The sequence below is a fragment of the Thiocapsa sp. genome, assembly GCF_035467215.1.
Lineage (GTDB): Bacteria > Pseudomonadota > Gammaproteobacteria > Chromatiales > Chromatiaceae > Thiocapsa.
In genome coordinates this window covers 1-16,725 of sequence record NZ_DATITZ010000089.1, presented here as the reverse complement: position 1 = coordinate 16,725, position 16,725 = coordinate 1, and the positions used below count along the sequence as shown (strand labels likewise).

Genomic DNA, 16,725 nt, shown 5'->3' with positions numbered 1-16,725 from the left:
GAGCGAGCTGGACCCGGCGGCCAAAGGTGTCCTGATCCTCTCTATGGCCACCGGCGGCGGCGTCGGCTCGACGGCCGGCGGCATCAAGCTCCTGCGCCTGCTGATCCTGATCCGCATGATCCAGCTCGCCGTGATGCGTGTTCAACTGCCGCGTCATGCAGTGGTCCAGCCGGCGATCGGCGACCGGACCCTCGGCGGCCTCCAGATCGAGCATGCCCTGGTTCTGATCCTGCTGTTCGTGCTGCTGGTGCTCGGGTCCTGGATGGCCTTTCTCGTCGCGGGCTATCCGGCGCTGGACGCCCTCTTCGAGGTTGTCTCGGCCACGGCGACGGTGGGTCTGTCCGTGGGGATTACCGGCCCCGACCTGGAGCCCGGGCTCAAGCTGCTGCTGAGCCTGAACATGTTGGCCGGGCGTCTGGAGATCATCGCCTTGCTGGTCTTGCTGTTTCCGGGGACTTGGTATAAGCCTTGATCGGCGGTGTCGCCGCTTCGCGGCGACCGTTGGCATTACTTCCGGCCGAATCGTCCGCGCAGTCGGGATGCTGATTTCCGGAAATCACCTAAAGTAACGGCTGACGGCTGACGGCTGACGGCTGAGAGCTGGCAGCTGGAGGCTGGCGACTGGCGACTTTCCCCGCAACGAGGGACTCGACATGCGATTCGTCTTCATCGGCAGCGGAACCCTCGCCGTGCTTACCGGGCGGATGCTCGTGGAGCGCGGTCACGAGGTCGTGATTATCGAGCGCGATCCGGCGACGATCGAGCTGTTTCAAGACAAGCTCGACGTGGGCTTTATCCACGGCGACGGCACCCGGCCGGCGATCCTGCGCGAGGCCGACCCCGAGAATACCGATCTCCTCTTCTGCCTGACCCACGACGATCAGTCCAACATCATCGCCAGTCTGGTGGCGCGCTCTCTGGGTTACCGACGGGTCGTGACCAAGATCGAGGATCCGGATCTCGAGCACATCTGCTCCGAGTTGGGTCTGGCCGACTCGCTGGTGCCGATGCACACCGTTGGCCGCTATCTCGCCGACATGGCCGAGGGGCAGGACATCATCGCCATCTCCGACATCCTGCGCGGCGACACTCGGATCTTTTCCTTCAAGGTCGACGAGGCGTCGGCGACGGCACTCGAAGAGTTGGCGATCCCGGATGTCGCTCGGGCCATCTGCATCTATCGCAACGGCGAGGAGCTCAAATTCGCCGATCCTCAGATGCGTCTGCATGTCGGGGACGAGGTCGTGTTGCTGACGCGGGCGCGGGGGCTGAAAGCGCTCCGCCAGCGCTTCGAGTAGGACGCGCTCGATCGTCGTGCGGCGATGCTCGGTTTTTTGGTCCGTCCCTGCGAAGGTGCACCTGGATGGTGCGGCGTGCTGTCGCGACGCCATCACTCCAAAGGAGTAGTCCCATATGGATAAAGGGGTTGGCGTCGGGTCGGAGCGCACGGCATGTTGGCGCGTTTCTTGACTAGTTTCATCCGTTATGGGCCATGTTGTGGGGTTCACGGAGATGCTTAGACAATTCCAATCCGGCGGTGCCGGCCAGATCCAGATGCAACGCGCGGGACAAGCGATGGCCTACCACGAGTTCTATCAGGACGACTTCCGTCCGCGCGCTCACTACCTGCCGATGTGGGAGCACATCCAGACCACCGGCCAGCAGATCCTCGGGGCGAAGGCACGCGATGCCCATCTGACGCTGCACACCGAGGGGGTGACCTTCACCGTCTATTCCAACGACGAGGAGGGGATCGAGCGGGTCTGGCCCTTCGACATCCTGCCGCGCATCATCACGGCCATCGAGTGGGCGCAGATCGAGGCCGGACTCAAACAGCGCATTCGCGCGTTGAACCTCTTTCTAAAAGATCTCTATCACGGTCAGCGGATCCTCAAGGACGGTGTGGTGCCGCCCGAGCTGATCTACCGCGGCAAGGACTTCCGGCGCGAGATCATGGACATCACCCCGCCGCACGACATCTACACCCACATCAGCGGGGTCGATCTGATCCGCGACGAGGACGGTCGCTATCTGGTGCTCGAGGACAACCTGCGCACCCCGTCCGGCGTGTCCTACATGATCGAGAACCGGATCGTGGAGCGGCGCATCCTGCCCGAGTTCTTCGCCCGCTATCGGGTCCGCCGGGTCGAGCATTATCCGGCGCTGCTGCTGCAGGCCCTGCGTTATCTCTCGCCGCGCGGTGCGGACGACGCGACCATCGTCGTCCTCACGCCCGGCATCTTCAATTCGGCCTATTTCGAGCACACCTTTCTCGCCAAGGAGATGGGCGTGGAGCTGGCCGAGGGACGCGATCTGGTCTGCAAGAACGACAAGGTCTATCTCAAGACCACGCAGGGTCTGCGTCAGGTCGATGTCGTCTATCGGCGCGTCGACGACGACTTCCTCGATCCGCTGGTGTTTCGCTCGGATTCCGAGCTTGGCGTGGCCGGGATCATCAACGCCTGGCGGGCCGGCAACGTCGCCTTGGCCAATGCACCGGGGGCGGGCATTGCCGACGACAAGGCGGTCTATGCCTATGTCCCGGACATCATCCGCTACTACCTCGGTGAATCACCGATCCTGCCGAGTGTCCCGACCTATCAGATGACCGATCACCAGGATCGGATGTACGTGCTCGACAACATGGAGAAGATGGTCATCAAAGCGGTCGCCGAATCCGGCGGCTACGGGATGTTGATGGGGCCCTCGTCCACCACCGCGCAGCGTTCGGAGTTTGCCCGCAAGATCGAGGAGAATCCGCGCAACTATATCGCCCAGCCGGTGATCCAGCTCTCGCGCCACATCTGCTATCTCGACGGGGAGCTGGAGTCGCGCCATCTCGATCTGCGTCCATTCAGCATCTACGGCAGCGATATCGAGGTGGTTCCGGGCGGCTTGACCCGGGTCGCCATGACCAAGGGATCCTTGGTCGTGAACTCCTCGCAGGGCGGGGGCAGTAAAGACACCTGGGTGCTGGCCGACTAATGTTGAGTCGTATCGCTGAATCGCTCTATTGGATGACCCGGCACCTAGAGCGTGCGGACAACACCGCGCGCGTGCTGGACATCAATGTCGTCTACATGCTCGAGGCCGACGAGGGTGCGACCGAGGAGATGCAATGGCGTCCCTTGCTCACCATCATGGGCGCCGACGAGCTCTACGAGGAGCTCCACACCGACGGGCGTGTGACGGTCCAGCGCGTCATCCATCTGCTCACCCAGGATCGGAATAATCCGGGCTCGCTCCTGCTCAGTCTGAAGCTCGCCCGCGAGAACGCGCGGGTGGTGCGCGATCGCATCTCGAGCGAGATGTGGGAGGCGCTCAACGAGCTCTGGCTCTCGGCCGACAAGCACCTGAAGACGACGCTGCAGCCCTGGCGTGCGGCCGAGTTCTACGCCTTCATTCATCGCCAGGTTGCGGCCTTCTTCGGTCTGACCCAGAGCACCATGATGCGCGGTCAAGCCTATGGCTTCATGGCGCTCGGCAGCCTCCAAGAGCGCGCGGACATGACCGCGCGCATCCTGGATACGCGCTACCACCTGCTGCTGCCGGATCTGAAGCTCGTCGGCTCGCCGTTGGACTATTATCAGTGGGGCGCACTGCTTAAGTCGCTCTCCGGTTTCGAGGCGTATCGCCGCAAGTATCAGGGCGGCATCCGCCCGATCGACGTTGTGGAATTTGTGGTGCTCGACACGGATTTCCCGCGTTCGCTCGCCTACTGTGTGAACGGTTTGGAACGCGCGCTCGGACGCATCGGGAGTTTGCCGGATGGCGCGGTGCCCGAGCGTCTCGCAGCGTTGCGTCGTCATCTCGACGGCGCGACGCCCCAAGGCATCCTGGATCTCGGTCTGCACGAGTATCTCGATGACTTCCTCGGGCTCTTGGCCGATCTCGGCACGGCGTTGCAGAGCGACTATTTCGAGGCGCACCTAGGGGATGATGCTCAGTGAGATATCAGATCGAGCGGGTTTGTCGGATCCACTTCGCGGCCCCGGCACGCGAGCATCACGTCCAAATCCGCCTGGCGCCATGGGACGACGAGAGTCAGTCGCTCCTGCAGATCCAGCTCTCGGTGGCACCCGACGCCGGCGTTGCCGCCTGTCGGGACGGGTTCGGTAACCTCTCGCACCATTTTGCGGTGATGGGGGCGCACCGCGAGCTTGCGTTCACCATGAGGGCCGAGGTGGAGACCCTCCGCAGCAATCCTTTCGACTTCCCGGTGATCGCGCAGGCACGCGAACGCGCCTGGATCGACGACGCCCTCCATCAAGCCCCGCGCCTCTGGGATTTCGTCCTGCATCAAGGCCCGCTGACCCCCGCGTTGCCCGAGGAGATCTGCGGACATCGTGTGCCGAGCCTGCGCGAGGATCGACCGCTCCTGGATCAGGTGCAGGAGGCGAGCGCCTGGATTCAGTCGGTGACGCCGTTCGACCCGGAGGTTGTGCGCCCCGTCAGGGCGCTTCCGGCGCTGTTCGAGGCCGGGCGTGGCTGCGCCGCCGATCTGGCGCACCTCTTGATTGCCCTGATGCGGCAGTGGTCCATCCCGGCGCGATTCGTCTCCGGGTATCTGGATGCGAGCTATTTCGACCCGGACGACGAGGATCCTCCGGGCACCCAGCCGCGCGAGCAGAGGCTCCATCACTGGGCCGAGGTGCTGATCCCGGGCGGCGGCTGGCGCGGCGTCGACCCGGCGATGGGGCTGCTCGCCGATGCGACCTACATGCGGGTGGCCGTCGGGCGCGATGCGGGCGACGTGCAGCCGCTGCGTCAGACCTGTCGCAGCGACGGCTCGGTGCCGGAGCTCGAAGAAACCCTAGCCGTCACCCCAATTGAACCGCATCCGGAGTGATATGCGAACATCTCGAATTCGTCGTGCCTCGTCCGACCAAAGGTCGTCGTAGTCGACGCGGTTCAAGAATTTTTAAAATATTGTTTTTCTTATCCTAAACCGCGTCGACTCCAGCGTTTCAAGAGGGTTGTAGCCTCTCTGCCAACTCGACTATCTCCGAGAACACCGGACGCGGTTTAGCGCGGTTCAGTTCTGGACGCGCGAGGCCCGCGTCAACTCCGAGAACCGCACCCCGCGCAAACCGCCGATCTCCAAACTCAGCCGCTCGATCTCGGCCGGCATGCCGCGAATGATGATGGTCTCCAGACAGTTGTGATGGTCCATGTGGACATGGGTCGTCGCGACGATATGAACGTACTGACGATGCTGGATGTCCAGGATGTGCTGGGTGAGCTCGCGTTGATGATGGTCGTAGACGATGGTGAGCACGCCGGCGACCTCCACGTCGCCGCGCTCCCAGGTCTCCTCGACGATCCGCTCGCGGATCAGGTCGCGCACCAGCTCGGAGCGCGACGCATAGCCCTTGTTGACCACGCGTCGATCAAGCTCTTCCAGCAAGGGGCGGGGCAGGGAAACGCTGAAACGGATGGTCTCCTCGCGAACGGACTCCTCGACACTGGACATATCGGGCCTCTCAGAAGTCATCGAAGCCGTCGAAGTCGCCCATATCGCCGTCGTCCATCATCTGCGGGTCGTAATCCGAATCCAGCCCCGGATCTTCGACGCCCTCGGCCGCCTGCGCTTCATCGGCGGTGAAGAGGCCGGTCAGCAGGTTGGCCATCATGACGCCGCCTGCGACCGCGACCGCCGTCTGCAGTGCCGATCCCAGGAAACCGCCGCCGGCCCGATTGGCTTGACCGGGCTGCATACCGCTCGTCTGAAACGCACGCCCCAAGGGTCCGCCGGCCGAAAGGCTCGGGGCACCCGCACGCGGGTTCGGTGCTCCGAACAGGTTGTCGAGGAATCCGCCCGCTGCCGGTCGGCTTGCCAGCTCCTGCTCGAGCTCCTGCACCCGCTGGCCGAGCGCCTCGATGGCCCGCTCCTGGACCAGGAGCGCTTGGGCCATGTAGTAGGGCGCCGCGGGCTGATGCGCGACCGCCGCGGCGATCTGCTGCTCAGCGGCCGCATCGCGTGGCCCGGTCTGATGCTCGGCCTGGCGCAGCTTGCCGAACAGGTCGTCGATAATCCGCTGCTCGTTTAGTCTCTGCTCGTTTTGGATCTGGTCGTTATGGTCCATGGCTCGGCTCCGAAGGGTGAATCAGGTCGAATGGCTCCTAAACCGCGCCCGGCGCGGTATGCGATTTTTTTGGATGAGATCGGCCCCGGCAGACGTGGCGACCGGTGGAGCTGGCGCGGTTTAAGACATTAAAAATATATTATTTTAAACCGCGTCCCCGCTAAGGGCCGTGGATGCAGCAAGCGTCGAGCTTACTCGAAAACTTAGCATCTCGCTCTGGACGCGGTTTAACACCGACGATATCCGGTCGGACACCGAGACTCCAATAGCGGTGCCCGCCGGACGTATCCCCGCGGGACTTGCCGACGCCGTCGGCCCCGAGTAGACGCCTGCAGGGCCGAGTGCTACCTTCGCAGGTATTACCACTTGCGCCAAGGTGCTACGCGTCTTGGCCCTTGTCCGGACATCGATTACAGCTATGCACATCGTCGACGGTGTTCTCGGTGCGCCGGTCTTGATCGGCGCATCCATGCTCGCGGTGGCGGGCGTCGCTCGGGGTTTGAGCGCGCTCGATACCGAGTCCATCCCGCGCGCAGGGCTCCTGACGGCCGTTTTTTTCATCGCCTCTCTCATCCATGTGCCGGTCGGTCCGTCGAGCGCCCATCTCATGCTGACCGGACTCATGGGGTTGCTGCTCGGCTGGGCGGCCTTTCCCGCGATCCTGGTCGGCCTGTTGCTGCAGGCGGCCTTTTTCGGGTTCGGCGGTTTGACCGTGATCGGGGTCAATACGCTCAATCTGGCCCTTCCGGCGGTCCTGATCGGTCTGCTCGCGCAAGGGGTCTTGTTGCGTTTGGACGTCTCTCCTCGGTCGGCGACGGTGCTCGTTGCCGGCTTCCTGGTCGGTGCCTTGTCGTTCGGCGCCTCCGCGGTGTCGGTTGCCGGTACCCTTGCGCTGAGCGGGAGCGCATTCCTGGTGGCGGCCAAGCTGATCCTGATCGTTCAGATCCCCGTGATGATCGTCGAAGGTGCCATTACCGCGGCGACCTTGCGTCTTCTCTTGACCGTGCGTCCCGAGCTGCTTCCGGTAGCTGCGCACGCTCGCCTCCTGCCGGCCGAGCGAACGACTATGTAGGGGCGACTTCAGTCGCCCAAACGGTCGCCTATACGGTCGGAGGCTCACGGCGACTGAAGTCGCCCCTACACGCCCTTATATTCCTTGCGCTGCATAGCCCGCCATGCGCATCCTTGTCGGTGCCATGACCGACCCCGTCTCCAATTCCGTCAAGCCGCACCCCGCAGCGCGCATCGAGCTCGCGCGCGACCAGGCCGGCTGCGTGGTTGTGGCGATCGGCGGTGCTTGGCAGCTCGATGCGGACCTGCCGGACCTGGATCGGATCGATGCCGAGCTGTTCACCGAGCCGGGACCCGCGTCCATCGCCTTCGAGACCTCCGATCTGGTCGCTTGGGACTCCGGCCTCGTGAGCTACCTGGCGTCACTGGCCTGGCGGTGTCGGGAGCGCGGCATCGAGGTCAAGGAGGATGGACTGCCCGACGGGATTCAGGCCCTGTTGCGTTTGGCCTCGAGCGTGCCGGAGCGCCGTGCCGAGGGTCGCGACGAGCATGCCGACCCCTTTCTGCGGCGTTTCGGTCTGGATTTTATCGATCTGGCGCGCTCCACCGGCGAGATCCTCGCCTTCATCGGCGAGGTCACGCTCGCGGTGCGCGCGATGCTCTCGGGGCGCGCACGTTTCCGGCGCTCCGAGCTTTGGCTGCTGGTCGAGGAGGTCGGTGCCGATGCCCTGCCGATCATCAGTCTCATCAGCTTTCTCGTCGGCCTTATCCTGGGGTATATCGGCGATCAGCAGTTGGCCCAATTCGGTGCACGGATCTTCGTCGCCGACCTGGTCGGACTCGCCATCGTCATCCAGATGGGCGCGCTTGTCACCGCGATCGTGCTCGCCGGGCGCACCGGGGCGGCCTTTGCGGCTCAGCTCGGGACCATGCAGGTGAACGAAGAGATCGATGCCCTGCGCACCTTGGGGATCTCGCCGGTCGAGTTTCTGGTCTTGCCGCGACTGATCGCGCTGGTGGCGATGACGCCGCTCCTGGCGATCTACGCAAACCTCATGGGGATCCTGGGCGGTGCCTTCGCCGGCACCGTGGTCGGTGGTCTCAGCCCGACCGAGTATTTCACCCAGACGGTTGCGGCGATCGGCTGGAACCACATCACGCAAGGCTTGATCAGCGCGACGGTCTTCGGAGCCATCGTCGCCGTGTCGGGTTGTCTGCGCGGGATGCAGAGCGGACGCAGCGCTGCCGCGGTCGGCGAGGCGACGACCTCGGCGGTGGTGACCTCGATCGTCTTCATCGTGATCGCCTCGGCCGGCCTCACCATCGTCTTCGACGCGATCGGTCTGTCGTAACCTGCTGCCGCGCCGATGTCGAGCCAAGCCGCAGAGGACAAGACCGAGCGCATGTCTCCCGATGGGCCGACAAGGCCGCCGATCTCTGCGCCCGTATCCGAGCCAATAGCCAAGCAGGCGGATTTACATATCCTGCTCGATGCCGTGTCGGTCGGCTACGGCGAGACGGTGATCCAACGCGATCTGAGCTTCGGTGTCCGGCGCGGCGACGTCTTCGTCATCATGGGCGGCAGCGGCAGCGGCAAGAGCACCCTCATGCGCAGCTTGATCGGACTCCTGGCGCCGCAGGCCGGGCGGATCCTGTTCGACGGCGAGAGTTTCTGGGACGCGCCCCAACAAGCGCGCACCCGACGGATGCGTCGCAACGGGGTCATGTATCAGAGCGGCGCACTCTGGAGCTCCATGACACTTGAGGAGAACGTCGCCTTGCCGCTCGAGCAATATACCGACCTGCGGCGCAGTCAGATCCACGAGGTCGCGGTCTACAAACTGGCCTTGGTCGGGCTTGCGGCCTATTGCGACTACTATCCCTCCGAGATCAGCGGGGGGATGCGCAAACGCGTCGGCGTTGCCCGCGCGATGGCGCTTGATCCGGATATCCTCTTTTTCGACGAGCCCTCCGCAGGTCTGGATCCGCTGAGCGCGCGTCTGCTCGATGACTTGATCCTGGAGCTGCGCGAGAGTCTGGGGACAACCATGGTCGTCGTCACACACGATCTGGCCAGCATCTTTGCCATCGCGGACGACTCGGTGTTCCTCGATGCCGCCACCCAGACCATGCTGACCACGGGCAACCCCCGCGATCTGCGCGAGCATTGCGAGATCAAGCTCGTCCGTGATTTTTTGAGCCGGGGAGAGACATGAGCAAACAGGCCAATCCGACGGTGATCGGCGGCTTCGTGCTCGGGGCCTTGACCTTGGTCGTGATCGCGATCCTGGTGTTCGGCAGCGGTGCGCTCTTTCGCGAGCGGGTGCCGATGGTGACCTACTTTCCGGGCTCGGTGCAGGGGCTGAGCGTCGGCGCGGGGGTTCAGTTCGAGGGGGTGACGGTCGGACGTGTGACGGGGATCGAGCTGAGCTTCTCGCCGGATACGGGGATCTTCAGCGTGCCGGTGACCTACGAGGTCTGGCCCGACAGCGTGCACATCCTCGGAGCGGGGTCTGATGATTCGCCCGCGCAGATCCTGCGGCGCTTGGTCCGGGAGCGCGGGCTGCACGCTCGGCTCGAGTCGGTGAGCTTCGTTACCGGCCAGTACATGATCGCGCTGCAGCTGGTTCCCGGCCGCCCGCCGCGGCTGATCAAGGATCCCGAGGACGTCGTCGAGGTGCCTTCGATCGAGGCGACGCGCGATCGTATGACCGAGATGCTCGAAAATCTGCGGCTCGATGATCTGGTCAACGAGGCCGCGCTGACCTTGGCCTCGGTTCGCCAGTTGATTGGATCCGGGGAGGTGCTGAGGTTGATCGAGACCCTGAACGCGACGCTGGACGAGGCTCGGGTCACGCTCGGAGATCTCGATCGGGAGGTGCAACCGCTCGCACGGCGCCTGGATTCGACCCTCGAAGACTACAGCGCGATGGCGCGAGCGGTGCAAGCCGGCGTGGTCCCGGTCACGCAGAATATCGAGATGCTCACCGAAGACTTGGCGCGTTTGGTGCGCCGGGTCGACGAGCAGGTGGTCCCGCTTTCGGGCGCGACCCTGTCGGTGCTTGGCGAGGTCGAGGGCGCCATGCGCTCGCTGGGATCCTTGACCGGGGATTCCTCCGCGACACGCGCTCGGCTCGACCGGTTTCTGGTCGAGGCCTCGGACGCGGCTCGATCGCTTCGGGATCTCGCCGATTATCTGGAGCGGCATCCGGACGCGCTGTTGCGCGGTAAGCGCTAGCGTCGAGACGGTCGCAGTGCAAGCCGCCGATTTCGGATTTTGGCGGCCCCGAAAAAAAGCAGGCCCGGTCCGCAAGCGGACCGGGCCTGTTTAGCCGAGGCTGGACTCGACTAGAAGTCGAGGAAGCTCACGGTCTGGGTCGAGTCGGTGGAAACTGCCTGGACTTCGACGACCGGCTCTTTCGACTCTTCTCTGGCGAGACGCTCAGACTCCGGCATGACCATCGTGGTTTGGACTCCGCCCGCGAGCAGAGCGACTGCGGCAAGAACACCTAAGGCACCCATGGTACATCTCCGATTTCGAGTGGTTGCTGGTATGGGGATCATTATATAAGCAGATTCTAATTAAGCAAGTCCTTATTTTGGTTTTTTTGCCTGGTGTTTCGCGGCACCGTCATCCACGAGTAGTGTGGCTTGGGCGGGTTTTTTGAGATGATCGCTAATATTAGCGATTATTGATCAAGATCAAAGCTCTAACCCTGATTCCGTCCTACTCTTGTCCGCACGTCGGGGCGAATCGTGCTCACGGCGTGCTCAACAGGTTTCTCGAGACGGGAGAAATGTGATGACGACAACAAAACGGCTTGTGCTTGCTGCGGCTGTCGCCGCTGTGTCGGCGTTCGGTTCCATGTCCGCGAACGCCTTCTGGGGCTCCGGACCCTTCGGGATGTTCCCGGGTGGTTGGGGTGGGCCCTGGAACTCTCCGTGGTACGGCCCCTACGGCGGCTATCCCTATGGCGGATATGGATATCATCCCTACGGTCTCTACGGTGCGCCTTACGGGGTCGGTGCCCCTTACGGGTGGGGCGCGCCTCTGTATGGCTATCCGGCCTACGCCTATCCCGCCTATAGCTACCCGACGAGTACGTCCGGCACGTCGAGCGCTGATACCGACAAGTAACCCCCGAGCCATTCCCTCCAGCCCCTGAGTATCCTCGCCCCGGCGCCGCTCGGTGTCGGGGCGGGCGTTCGTTCCGGACTCCGAGCTTGGCGATCGGATCATCCGCTCGCCGGCGGCGCCGTGCATGGCGTCATCGGGAGGCGTCTGGGCTCGGCAGCTCCCTTGAACTTCCGCCTCCGCAGCCCCGGCAGCGCCCGTCGCCTGCTATGATCCGTGTCGGTTGGCCGGCCGATGACGGGTCGGCAGGGGGTTGCGAGCGGAAGCGCGCCCCGGTAGCGACGTGACCGGAGAGACGACATGCGTGTACTCGTTGGCGATATCGGGGGGACCAAGACCGCACTGGGTCTTGCAAAAACGCACCGGGACAAGGTCGATCTCGAGCAGACGAGGCAGTATCCGAGCGCGGAGTTCGCCTCGCTCGACGAGATCGTCCGGCGCTATTTGGAGGACACGGGGGTGGGCTGTCGGTTCGCGGCCTTCGCGATCGCCGGACCTGTGCGGGATCGGCGCAGCCAGGCGACGAATCTTCCCTGGACGCTGGATGCCGACGCCATGGAGCAGGCGCTCGGATTTGCCGGGGTCGCATTGCTCAATGATCTCGCGGCGACGGCTTGGGGCCTTGCGGCCTTGGGCCCGGAGGATGTGGCCGAGCTCCATCCGGGCGAGTCGATCCACGGCAACGCCTGCGTCGTGGCCGCAGGTACCGGGCTCGGCGAGGCCGGTTTGTTCTGGGACGGTCTGCGTCATCACCCCTTCGCGACCGAAGGCGGGCACGCCGATTTTGCGCCGACCGACGAGCGCGAGTGTGCACTCCACGCCTTTCTGAAGCAGCGCTTCGGGCGCGTCAGTTGGGAGCGCGTGGTCTCCGGACTCGGGATCCGAAATCTCTACGATTTCCTGTCCGAGTGGCGCGGTATCGCATCGCTCCCGCCCTTGCGCGAGGCGATCGAGACCGGCGACGCCGCTGCGGTCATCGCGGTGGCCGCCGCGGAGAACGCCTGCCCGGTCTGCATCGAGACGATGGAGCTGTTCTTTCGGCTGTACGGCCGCGAGGCGGGGAACATGGCGCTCAAACAGATGGCGCTCGGCGGTGTCTTTTTGGGCGGCGGCATCGCGCCGAAGAATCTCGATGTCCTGCGCCGCAGCGCCTTCCTGGACGGCTTCTTCGACAAAGGTCGGCTGGAACCCCTGATGCGCGCGATGCCGGTTCGGGTCATCGTGCAGCCGAGCGCGCCGCTGATGGGCGCGGCGCTGTTTCTGGCGTCGCAGTAGGGAGAGCTTCCAGCCTCCAGCCTCCAGCCTCCAGCCGTCAGCCGCCAGCCATCAGCACCTAGCACCCAGCACCCAGCCGTGAGTCTGCCCACATAGATCGAGCTTGAGAGCAGGAGGCAGGAGGCAGGAGGCTCAACCTAAGAAGAGAGAACCCATGACACAAACACTCAGCATTACCGGGATGAGCTGCGGCCACTGTGTGCGCGCGGTGACCTCGGCGCTCGAGGCCGTTGCCGGCGTCGAGTCCGCCGTGGTGGATTTGGAGCTCGGTTGCGCCCGCGTAGAGGGGCAGGCCGATCTCGACGCCTTGATCGCGGCCGTCGTGGCGGAGGGCTATGGTGCGGAGCCTGCGCCTTCCGAATGAGCTCGGAGCGGATCATGAGTTTTGTCGGAGGCAGTTGCTATGTCGAGCCGTGAGAAGGTCGGTGCATGGATCGAGTCGACCCGGATACAGCGCATCATCATCGCGCTGATCCTGATCAATGCGGTTACCCTGGGTTTGGAGACCTCTTCGAGCATGATGGCGAGTTATGGCGGCATCCTGCATCTGCTCGATCGGGTGATCCTAGCCGCGTTCGTCGCCGAAATCCTGCTGAAGCTCTTTGCCCAACGGCTGGATTTTTTCCGTCGAGGCTGGAACCTCTTCGATTTTATCGTGATCGCGATCGCGCTGGTCCCGGCGAGCGGGCCGCTTGCGGTCTTGCGCGCGCTGCGCGTTCTTCGCGTCTTACGTTTGGCCTCGGTGTCGCCGCGACTGAGGTTTGTCGTCGAGGCATTGCTCAAGGCGTTGCCCGGCATCGCCTCGATCGCCTCTTTGATGTTGCTGCTCTTTTACGTGGCCGCCGTGATCGCGACAGGTCTTTTCGGGGCGCGCTTTCCGGAGTGGTTCGGCACGCTCGGCGGATCCATGTACACCCTGTTTCAGATCATGACGTTGGAGAGCTGGTCGATGGGGATCGTCCGTCCGGTGATGGATGTCTATCCCTATGCCTGGCTGTTCTTCATTCCCTTCATCCTGATCGCGACCTTTACGATGCTGAACCTCTTCATCGGCATCATCGTCGACACCATGCAGACGCTGCACGACGATCAACATGCCGCGGAGCGCGAGCGCATCGAGGACACGGTGCACCGGGATACCCGTCATGTAGAGCTCGAGGTGCGTGCCTTGCGCGAGGAGATCGAGGGATTGCGCCGTGACCTGGCGATCCGTCGCGAGCCGAGCTGATCGCGTCGGGCGCGTCGGAGCGGATCTAATCGGATCTGGTCTGGATCGGCGCCGGCGCGGCGTCGGCAAGGTGTCGTATCGGCACCGGGTCGAGCCGACGCGTTCGACGGGGTCGGCCCCGTGCGCGCACTTGTGTTTGGTACTATGATACAAACTGTCGCTTTTGGGATGCTTGTTGTTGTAATTCGTCAACGAATAGACCGGCTATTTTTGCGGTGTCGATTCGTCGCGGCTCCGAGGCCGTGTCGGGTTGTTTTTGTCGATGGTCGAGGGGGCAAGTTTGGATCAAGCGCGAAGAGGTCGAGCGGTGCAGTCAATCGATGCAGCCCGGCCCGCGATCGTGCGCTCGGGAGCCGGCGCATGGCTGATGCTGGTCGCCTTGATGCTGGCCGCCGGCAACGCGTTTGCGATGAGGCTCGACGTGAAGGTCACTGGCCTTGCGGGCGAGCAGGAGACGAACGTCCTCGCCTTGCTGTCGATCTATCAGGAGCGCGCGGAGGCCGATCTGACGCCCGCGCGTGTCGAGGCGCTGCACAGGTTGGCGCCCGATCAGATCCGCGATGCCTTGGCGCCCTTCGGCCTCTATCAGGTCGAGGTCACGGATCGACTCGAGGTGCCTCCCGATCCGAACGGCACCTGGGTTGCGACCTACGCGGTGGTTCCCGGATCGGCGGTGAAGATCGGTCGCGTTGACTACGCGGTCATCGGGGAGGGGGCCGATGACCCCGCCTTTCCCAAGACCTTTCCGATGCAGGTCGGAGACGTCCTGCTCCACGCCAAGTACGAGGCGGCCAAATCCGATCTGCGCTCTCGCGCATCCTCGGGCGGTTACCTGGACTACAACCTCGCACGCAACCGCGTCCTCGTCGACATGGTGGCCTATGAGGCGATCGTCGAGTTCGAGCTCGACACCGGGCCACGCTATTATCTCGGCAAGGTGTCCTTCAAGCAGGACCTTCTGAACGACAAGTTTCTGCGTTCCTTCCTGAATTTCGAGCCCGGGGTCGTCTACGACCCGAATCTACTCCTTGCGCTGCAGGGGCGGCTGCTCGGTACCGAGTATTTCAGCGACGTGGAGATCGTGCCCCGCAAGGATGCGACCGGCGACGATACGTTGGTGCCGATCGAGGTGGTCGCGACCCGCAACAAACGTGATAAGTACCGCATCGGTGCCGGCTTCACGACCGATACCGGCCCGCGGGTCAGTGCGGATTGGCGTCGTCGTTACGTCAATCAGTGGGGGCATAACTTCCGAACCGAGCTGCAGCTCTCGCCCGTGCTCTCCCAATGGAGCTTCGACTACCGGATTCCGATTCAGGATCCGACGCGCGACTACATCATCATCAAGCCCCAGTCGACCTGGTCCAACATCAACACGCAGAAGGGCTGGCTCAACTCGGTTCAGGTTGCGCACTCGACACTCACGCCGAGCAACTGGCGCCGCACCGTCGGCATCGACTACACCTACGAGGATTACGAGATCAGCGACATCCAGACCGGGACCTCATCCGAGCTGGCGCCCAACATTTCCTGGTCGAAGACCGTCGCTGACGACCCGATCAACACCAAGCGCGGATACCGGATCCGCTACGGTGTCCTGGGGGCCGTCGAGGGCCTGATCTCGAACGCCTCGTATCTGAGCGCCGCCTTGCAGCTCAAGTGGATTCACGGCTTTGCGGACAAGTACCGCTTCATCACCCGCGCCGATCTGGGCGTGACCCTGGCGGAAGATCTGACCGAGCTCCCGGCGAGTCGCCGCTTCTTCACCGGCGGCGACAACACCATCCGCGGTTGGGGCTACAACGCACTGGGGCCGACCGAGCCCTTCAACGATGAGACCGTCGGCGGGCGCTATCTCGGGGTCGGTAGCCTCGAGCTCGAACGCACCATCCGCGGCCCCTGGAGTGCCGCCGTCTTCACCGATTTCGGCAACGCCTTCGATCCCGACTACGAGAACAAGTTTCAGCAGAGCGTCGGCTTCGGTGTGCGTTGGGCATCGCCCATCGGCCAGGTCCGCGTGGATCTCGCATTGCCGTTTACCCAAAACGACTACGAGATCGGCGACGGCTGGCCCCCGGCACGCCTCGTCTTCGTCATCGGGCCCGATCTATGAGCGAGACCGACACCTCCGCGCTCCCCCCGGAGGGGCCCGCGCCGGCCGAGCCGACGCAGGCCGCCCCCGCGCAGACCCGGCGGCGTCGGCGCGTCCGGCCGCTGCGCCTGATTTTCGGGCTGGTCGTCTCCTTGACGTTCCTGTTGGTCCTGATGCTGGGCTTGGTGCTCGGGACTCAGAGCGGTCTGCGCTTCGCGATCGGGTTGGTGGAGGACTTGGTACCCGGTGTCCTGAGCGTCGAGCGCGTCGAAGGGCGCATCACGGGTCGGTTCACGCTCGATCGGCTTGCGATCACGGTTGCGGACTTCGAGATGCGTGCCGGCAGCATCGGTCTGAACTGGTCGCCCGTTGCCGCCCTTCGCGGAGATCTGCCGATCCAGGTGCTGCGGATCCATGACCTGGATCTGGTGTTGCCGCCGAGTCCCGAAGAGCCCAAACCGCTCGTCCTGCCCGACATTGCCTTGCCGCTTCGCATCGAGCTGCACGAGGCGCAGGTCGAGCGGCTGCGTCTCTTCAAGCACGGCGAGGCCGAGCCCTTCTTCGTGATCGAGGATGCGAACCTGTCCGCGAGCCTGCGGGGCAGCGCGCTCGAGGTCACGCGCTTGGAGGTGGTGCTGCCGGCCCCGCGGCTAGCCGCGCGCGCCTTCGGTCGGGTCGAGCTGAGCGGCGACTATCCGTTGGATCTGGACCTCGCCTGGGAGTTGACGCAGCCCCCCGCGATTGCCTTGCAGGGCTCGGCACAGCTCACGGGTGATCTGGCATCCTTGCAGGTCCGACACCGTTTGAGCGGCTCGGCGCAGGCGGATCTGGATGTCCGGGTCGAGGACCCGCTCGGGGAGCCGGCTTGGGATGGTCGGCTGGAGATCCTCGGCGTGGA

16 protein-coding genes and 1 pseudogene are annotated in these 16,725 nt (G+C 64.1%); 15 read left to right on the top strand and 2 right to left on the bottom strand.

All coding sequences use genetic code 11. The features are described 5' to 3' along the window. From VLR48_RS04760 to VLR48_RS04740, 5 genes are all read left to right on the top strand, one after another. On the top strand, window positions 1-472 hold a 472-nt coding region (locus VLR48_RS04760), incomplete at its 5' end, for a potassium transporter TrkG (RefSeq protein ID WP_325290679.1). 181 nt (window positions 473-653) lie between these two features. Continuing rightward, a complete protein-coding gene (locus VLR48_RS04755; protein ID WP_325290678.1) occupies window positions 654-1,298 on the top strand; it encodes a TrkA family potassium uptake protein in 645 nt (214 codons plus the stop codon). Between the two features lie 214 nt (window positions 1,299-1,512). After that, a complete protein-coding gene (locus VLR48_RS04750; RefSeq protein ID WP_325290677.1) occupies window positions 1,513-2,985 on the top strand; it encodes a circularly permuted type 2 ATP-grasp protein in 1,473 nt (490 codons plus the stop codon). Next, window positions 2,985-3,950, top strand: a complete 966-nt coding sequence (locus VLR48_RS04745; RefSeq protein ID WP_325290676.1) for an alpha-E domain-containing protein — start codon at window positions 2,985-2,987, stop codon at window positions 3,948-3,950. The genes VLR48_RS04750 and VLR48_RS04745 overlap by 1 nt, the downstream gene beginning before the upstream one ends. Continuing rightward, window positions 3,947-4,849 carry a transglutaminase family protein gene (locus tag VLR48_RS04740; protein WP_325290675.1) on the top strand — a complete coding sequence of 301 codons (903 nt, stop codon included), beginning with the start codon at window positions 3,947-3,949 and terminating at the stop codon, window positions 4,847-4,849. Before VLR48_RS04745 ends, VLR48_RS04740 begins: the two co-directional genes overlap by 4 nt. Window positions 4,850-5,035: 186 nt before the next feature. On the opposite strand, the gene nikR is transcribed toward VLR48_RS04740, so the two are convergent. Further along, window positions 5,036-5,473: a nickel-responsive transcriptional regulator NikR gene (gene nikR, locus VLR48_RS04735; RefSeq protein WP_325290674.1), complete on the bottom strand. Its 438-nt coding sequence runs from the start codon at window positions 5,471-5,473 to the stop codon at window positions 5,036-5,038. A gap of 10 nt (window positions 5,474-5,483) precedes the next feature. After that, complete coding sequence (locus VLR48_RS04730; protein WP_325290673.1) at window positions 5,484-6,086, bottom strand: DUF2076 domain-containing protein; 603 nt, start codon at window positions 6,084-6,086, stop codon at window positions 5,484-5,486. Window positions 6,087-6,504: 418 nt separating this feature from the next. Here VLR48_RS04730 and cbiM point away from each other — a divergent pair, with 418 nt between their 5' ends. From cbiM to VLR48_RS04680, 10 genes and pseudogenes are all read left to right on the top strand, one after another. Continuing rightward, the gene (gene cbiM, locus VLR48_RS04725) at window positions 6,505-7,158 is read left to right on the top strand and encodes a cobalt transporter CbiM (protein WP_325290672.1); all 654 of its coding nucleotides are present in this window, start codon (window positions 6,505-6,507) and stop codon (window positions 7,156-7,158) included. Window positions 7,159-7,261: 103 nt separating this feature from the next. After that, complete coding sequence (locus tag VLR48_RS04720; RefSeq protein WP_325290671.1) at window positions 7,262-8,449, top strand: ABC transporter permease; 1,188 nt, start codon at window positions 7,262-7,264, stop codon at window positions 8,447-8,449. Window positions 8,450-8,500: 51 nt separating this feature from the next. Then, window positions 8,501-9,313 carry an ABC transporter ATP-binding protein gene (locus VLR48_RS04715; RefSeq protein ID WP_325290670.1) on the top strand — a complete coding sequence of 271 codons (813 nt, stop codon included), beginning with the start codon at window positions 8,501-8,503 and terminating at the stop codon, window positions 9,311-9,313. Then, on the top strand, window positions 9,310-10,335 hold the full coding sequence (locus VLR48_RS04710) for an MlaD family protein (protein ID WP_325290669.1): 1,026 nt from the start codon (window positions 9,310-9,312) through the stop codon (window positions 10,333-10,335). Before VLR48_RS04715 ends, VLR48_RS04710 begins: the two co-directional genes overlap by 4 nt. Window positions 10,336-10,899: 564 nt before the next feature. Next, window positions 10,900-11,235, top strand: coding sequence for a sulfur globule protein CV3 (locus VLR48_RS04705; protein WP_296701680.1), 336 nt, complete (start codon window positions 10,900-10,902; stop codon window positions 11,233-11,235). Window positions 11,236-11,532: 297 nt separating this feature from the next. Beyond that, complete coding sequence (gene glk, locus VLR48_RS04700; RefSeq protein ID WP_325290668.1) at window positions 11,533-12,507, top strand: glucokinase; 975 nt, start codon at window positions 11,533-11,535, stop codon at window positions 12,505-12,507. 154 nt (window positions 12,508-12,661) lie between these two features. Then, entirely contained in the window at window positions 12,662-12,871 is a 210-nt protein-coding gene (locus VLR48_RS04695; RefSeq protein WP_325290667.1) for a CopZ family metallochaperone, read from the top strand. A 39-nt stretch (window positions 12,872-12,910) separates the two neighbouring features. Continuing rightward, window positions 12,911-13,735, top strand: coding sequence for an ion transporter (locus VLR48_RS04690; RefSeq protein ID WP_325290666.1), 825 nt, complete (start codon window positions 12,911-12,913; stop codon window positions 13,733-13,735). Window positions 13,736-14,042: 307 nt separating this feature from the next. Next, window positions 14,043-15,848 (top strand): autotransporter assembly complex family protein, encoded by a 1,806-nt coding sequence (locus tag VLR48_RS04685; protein ID WP_325290665.1) that lies wholly within the window; start codon window positions 14,043-14,045, stop codon window positions 15,846-15,848. Next, window positions 15,845-16,725, top strand: a pseudogene (locus VLR48_RS04680) (translocation/assembly module TamB); the annotation flags it as partial. The gene VLR48_RS04685 and the pseudogene VLR48_RS04680, both read left to right, overlap by 4 nt.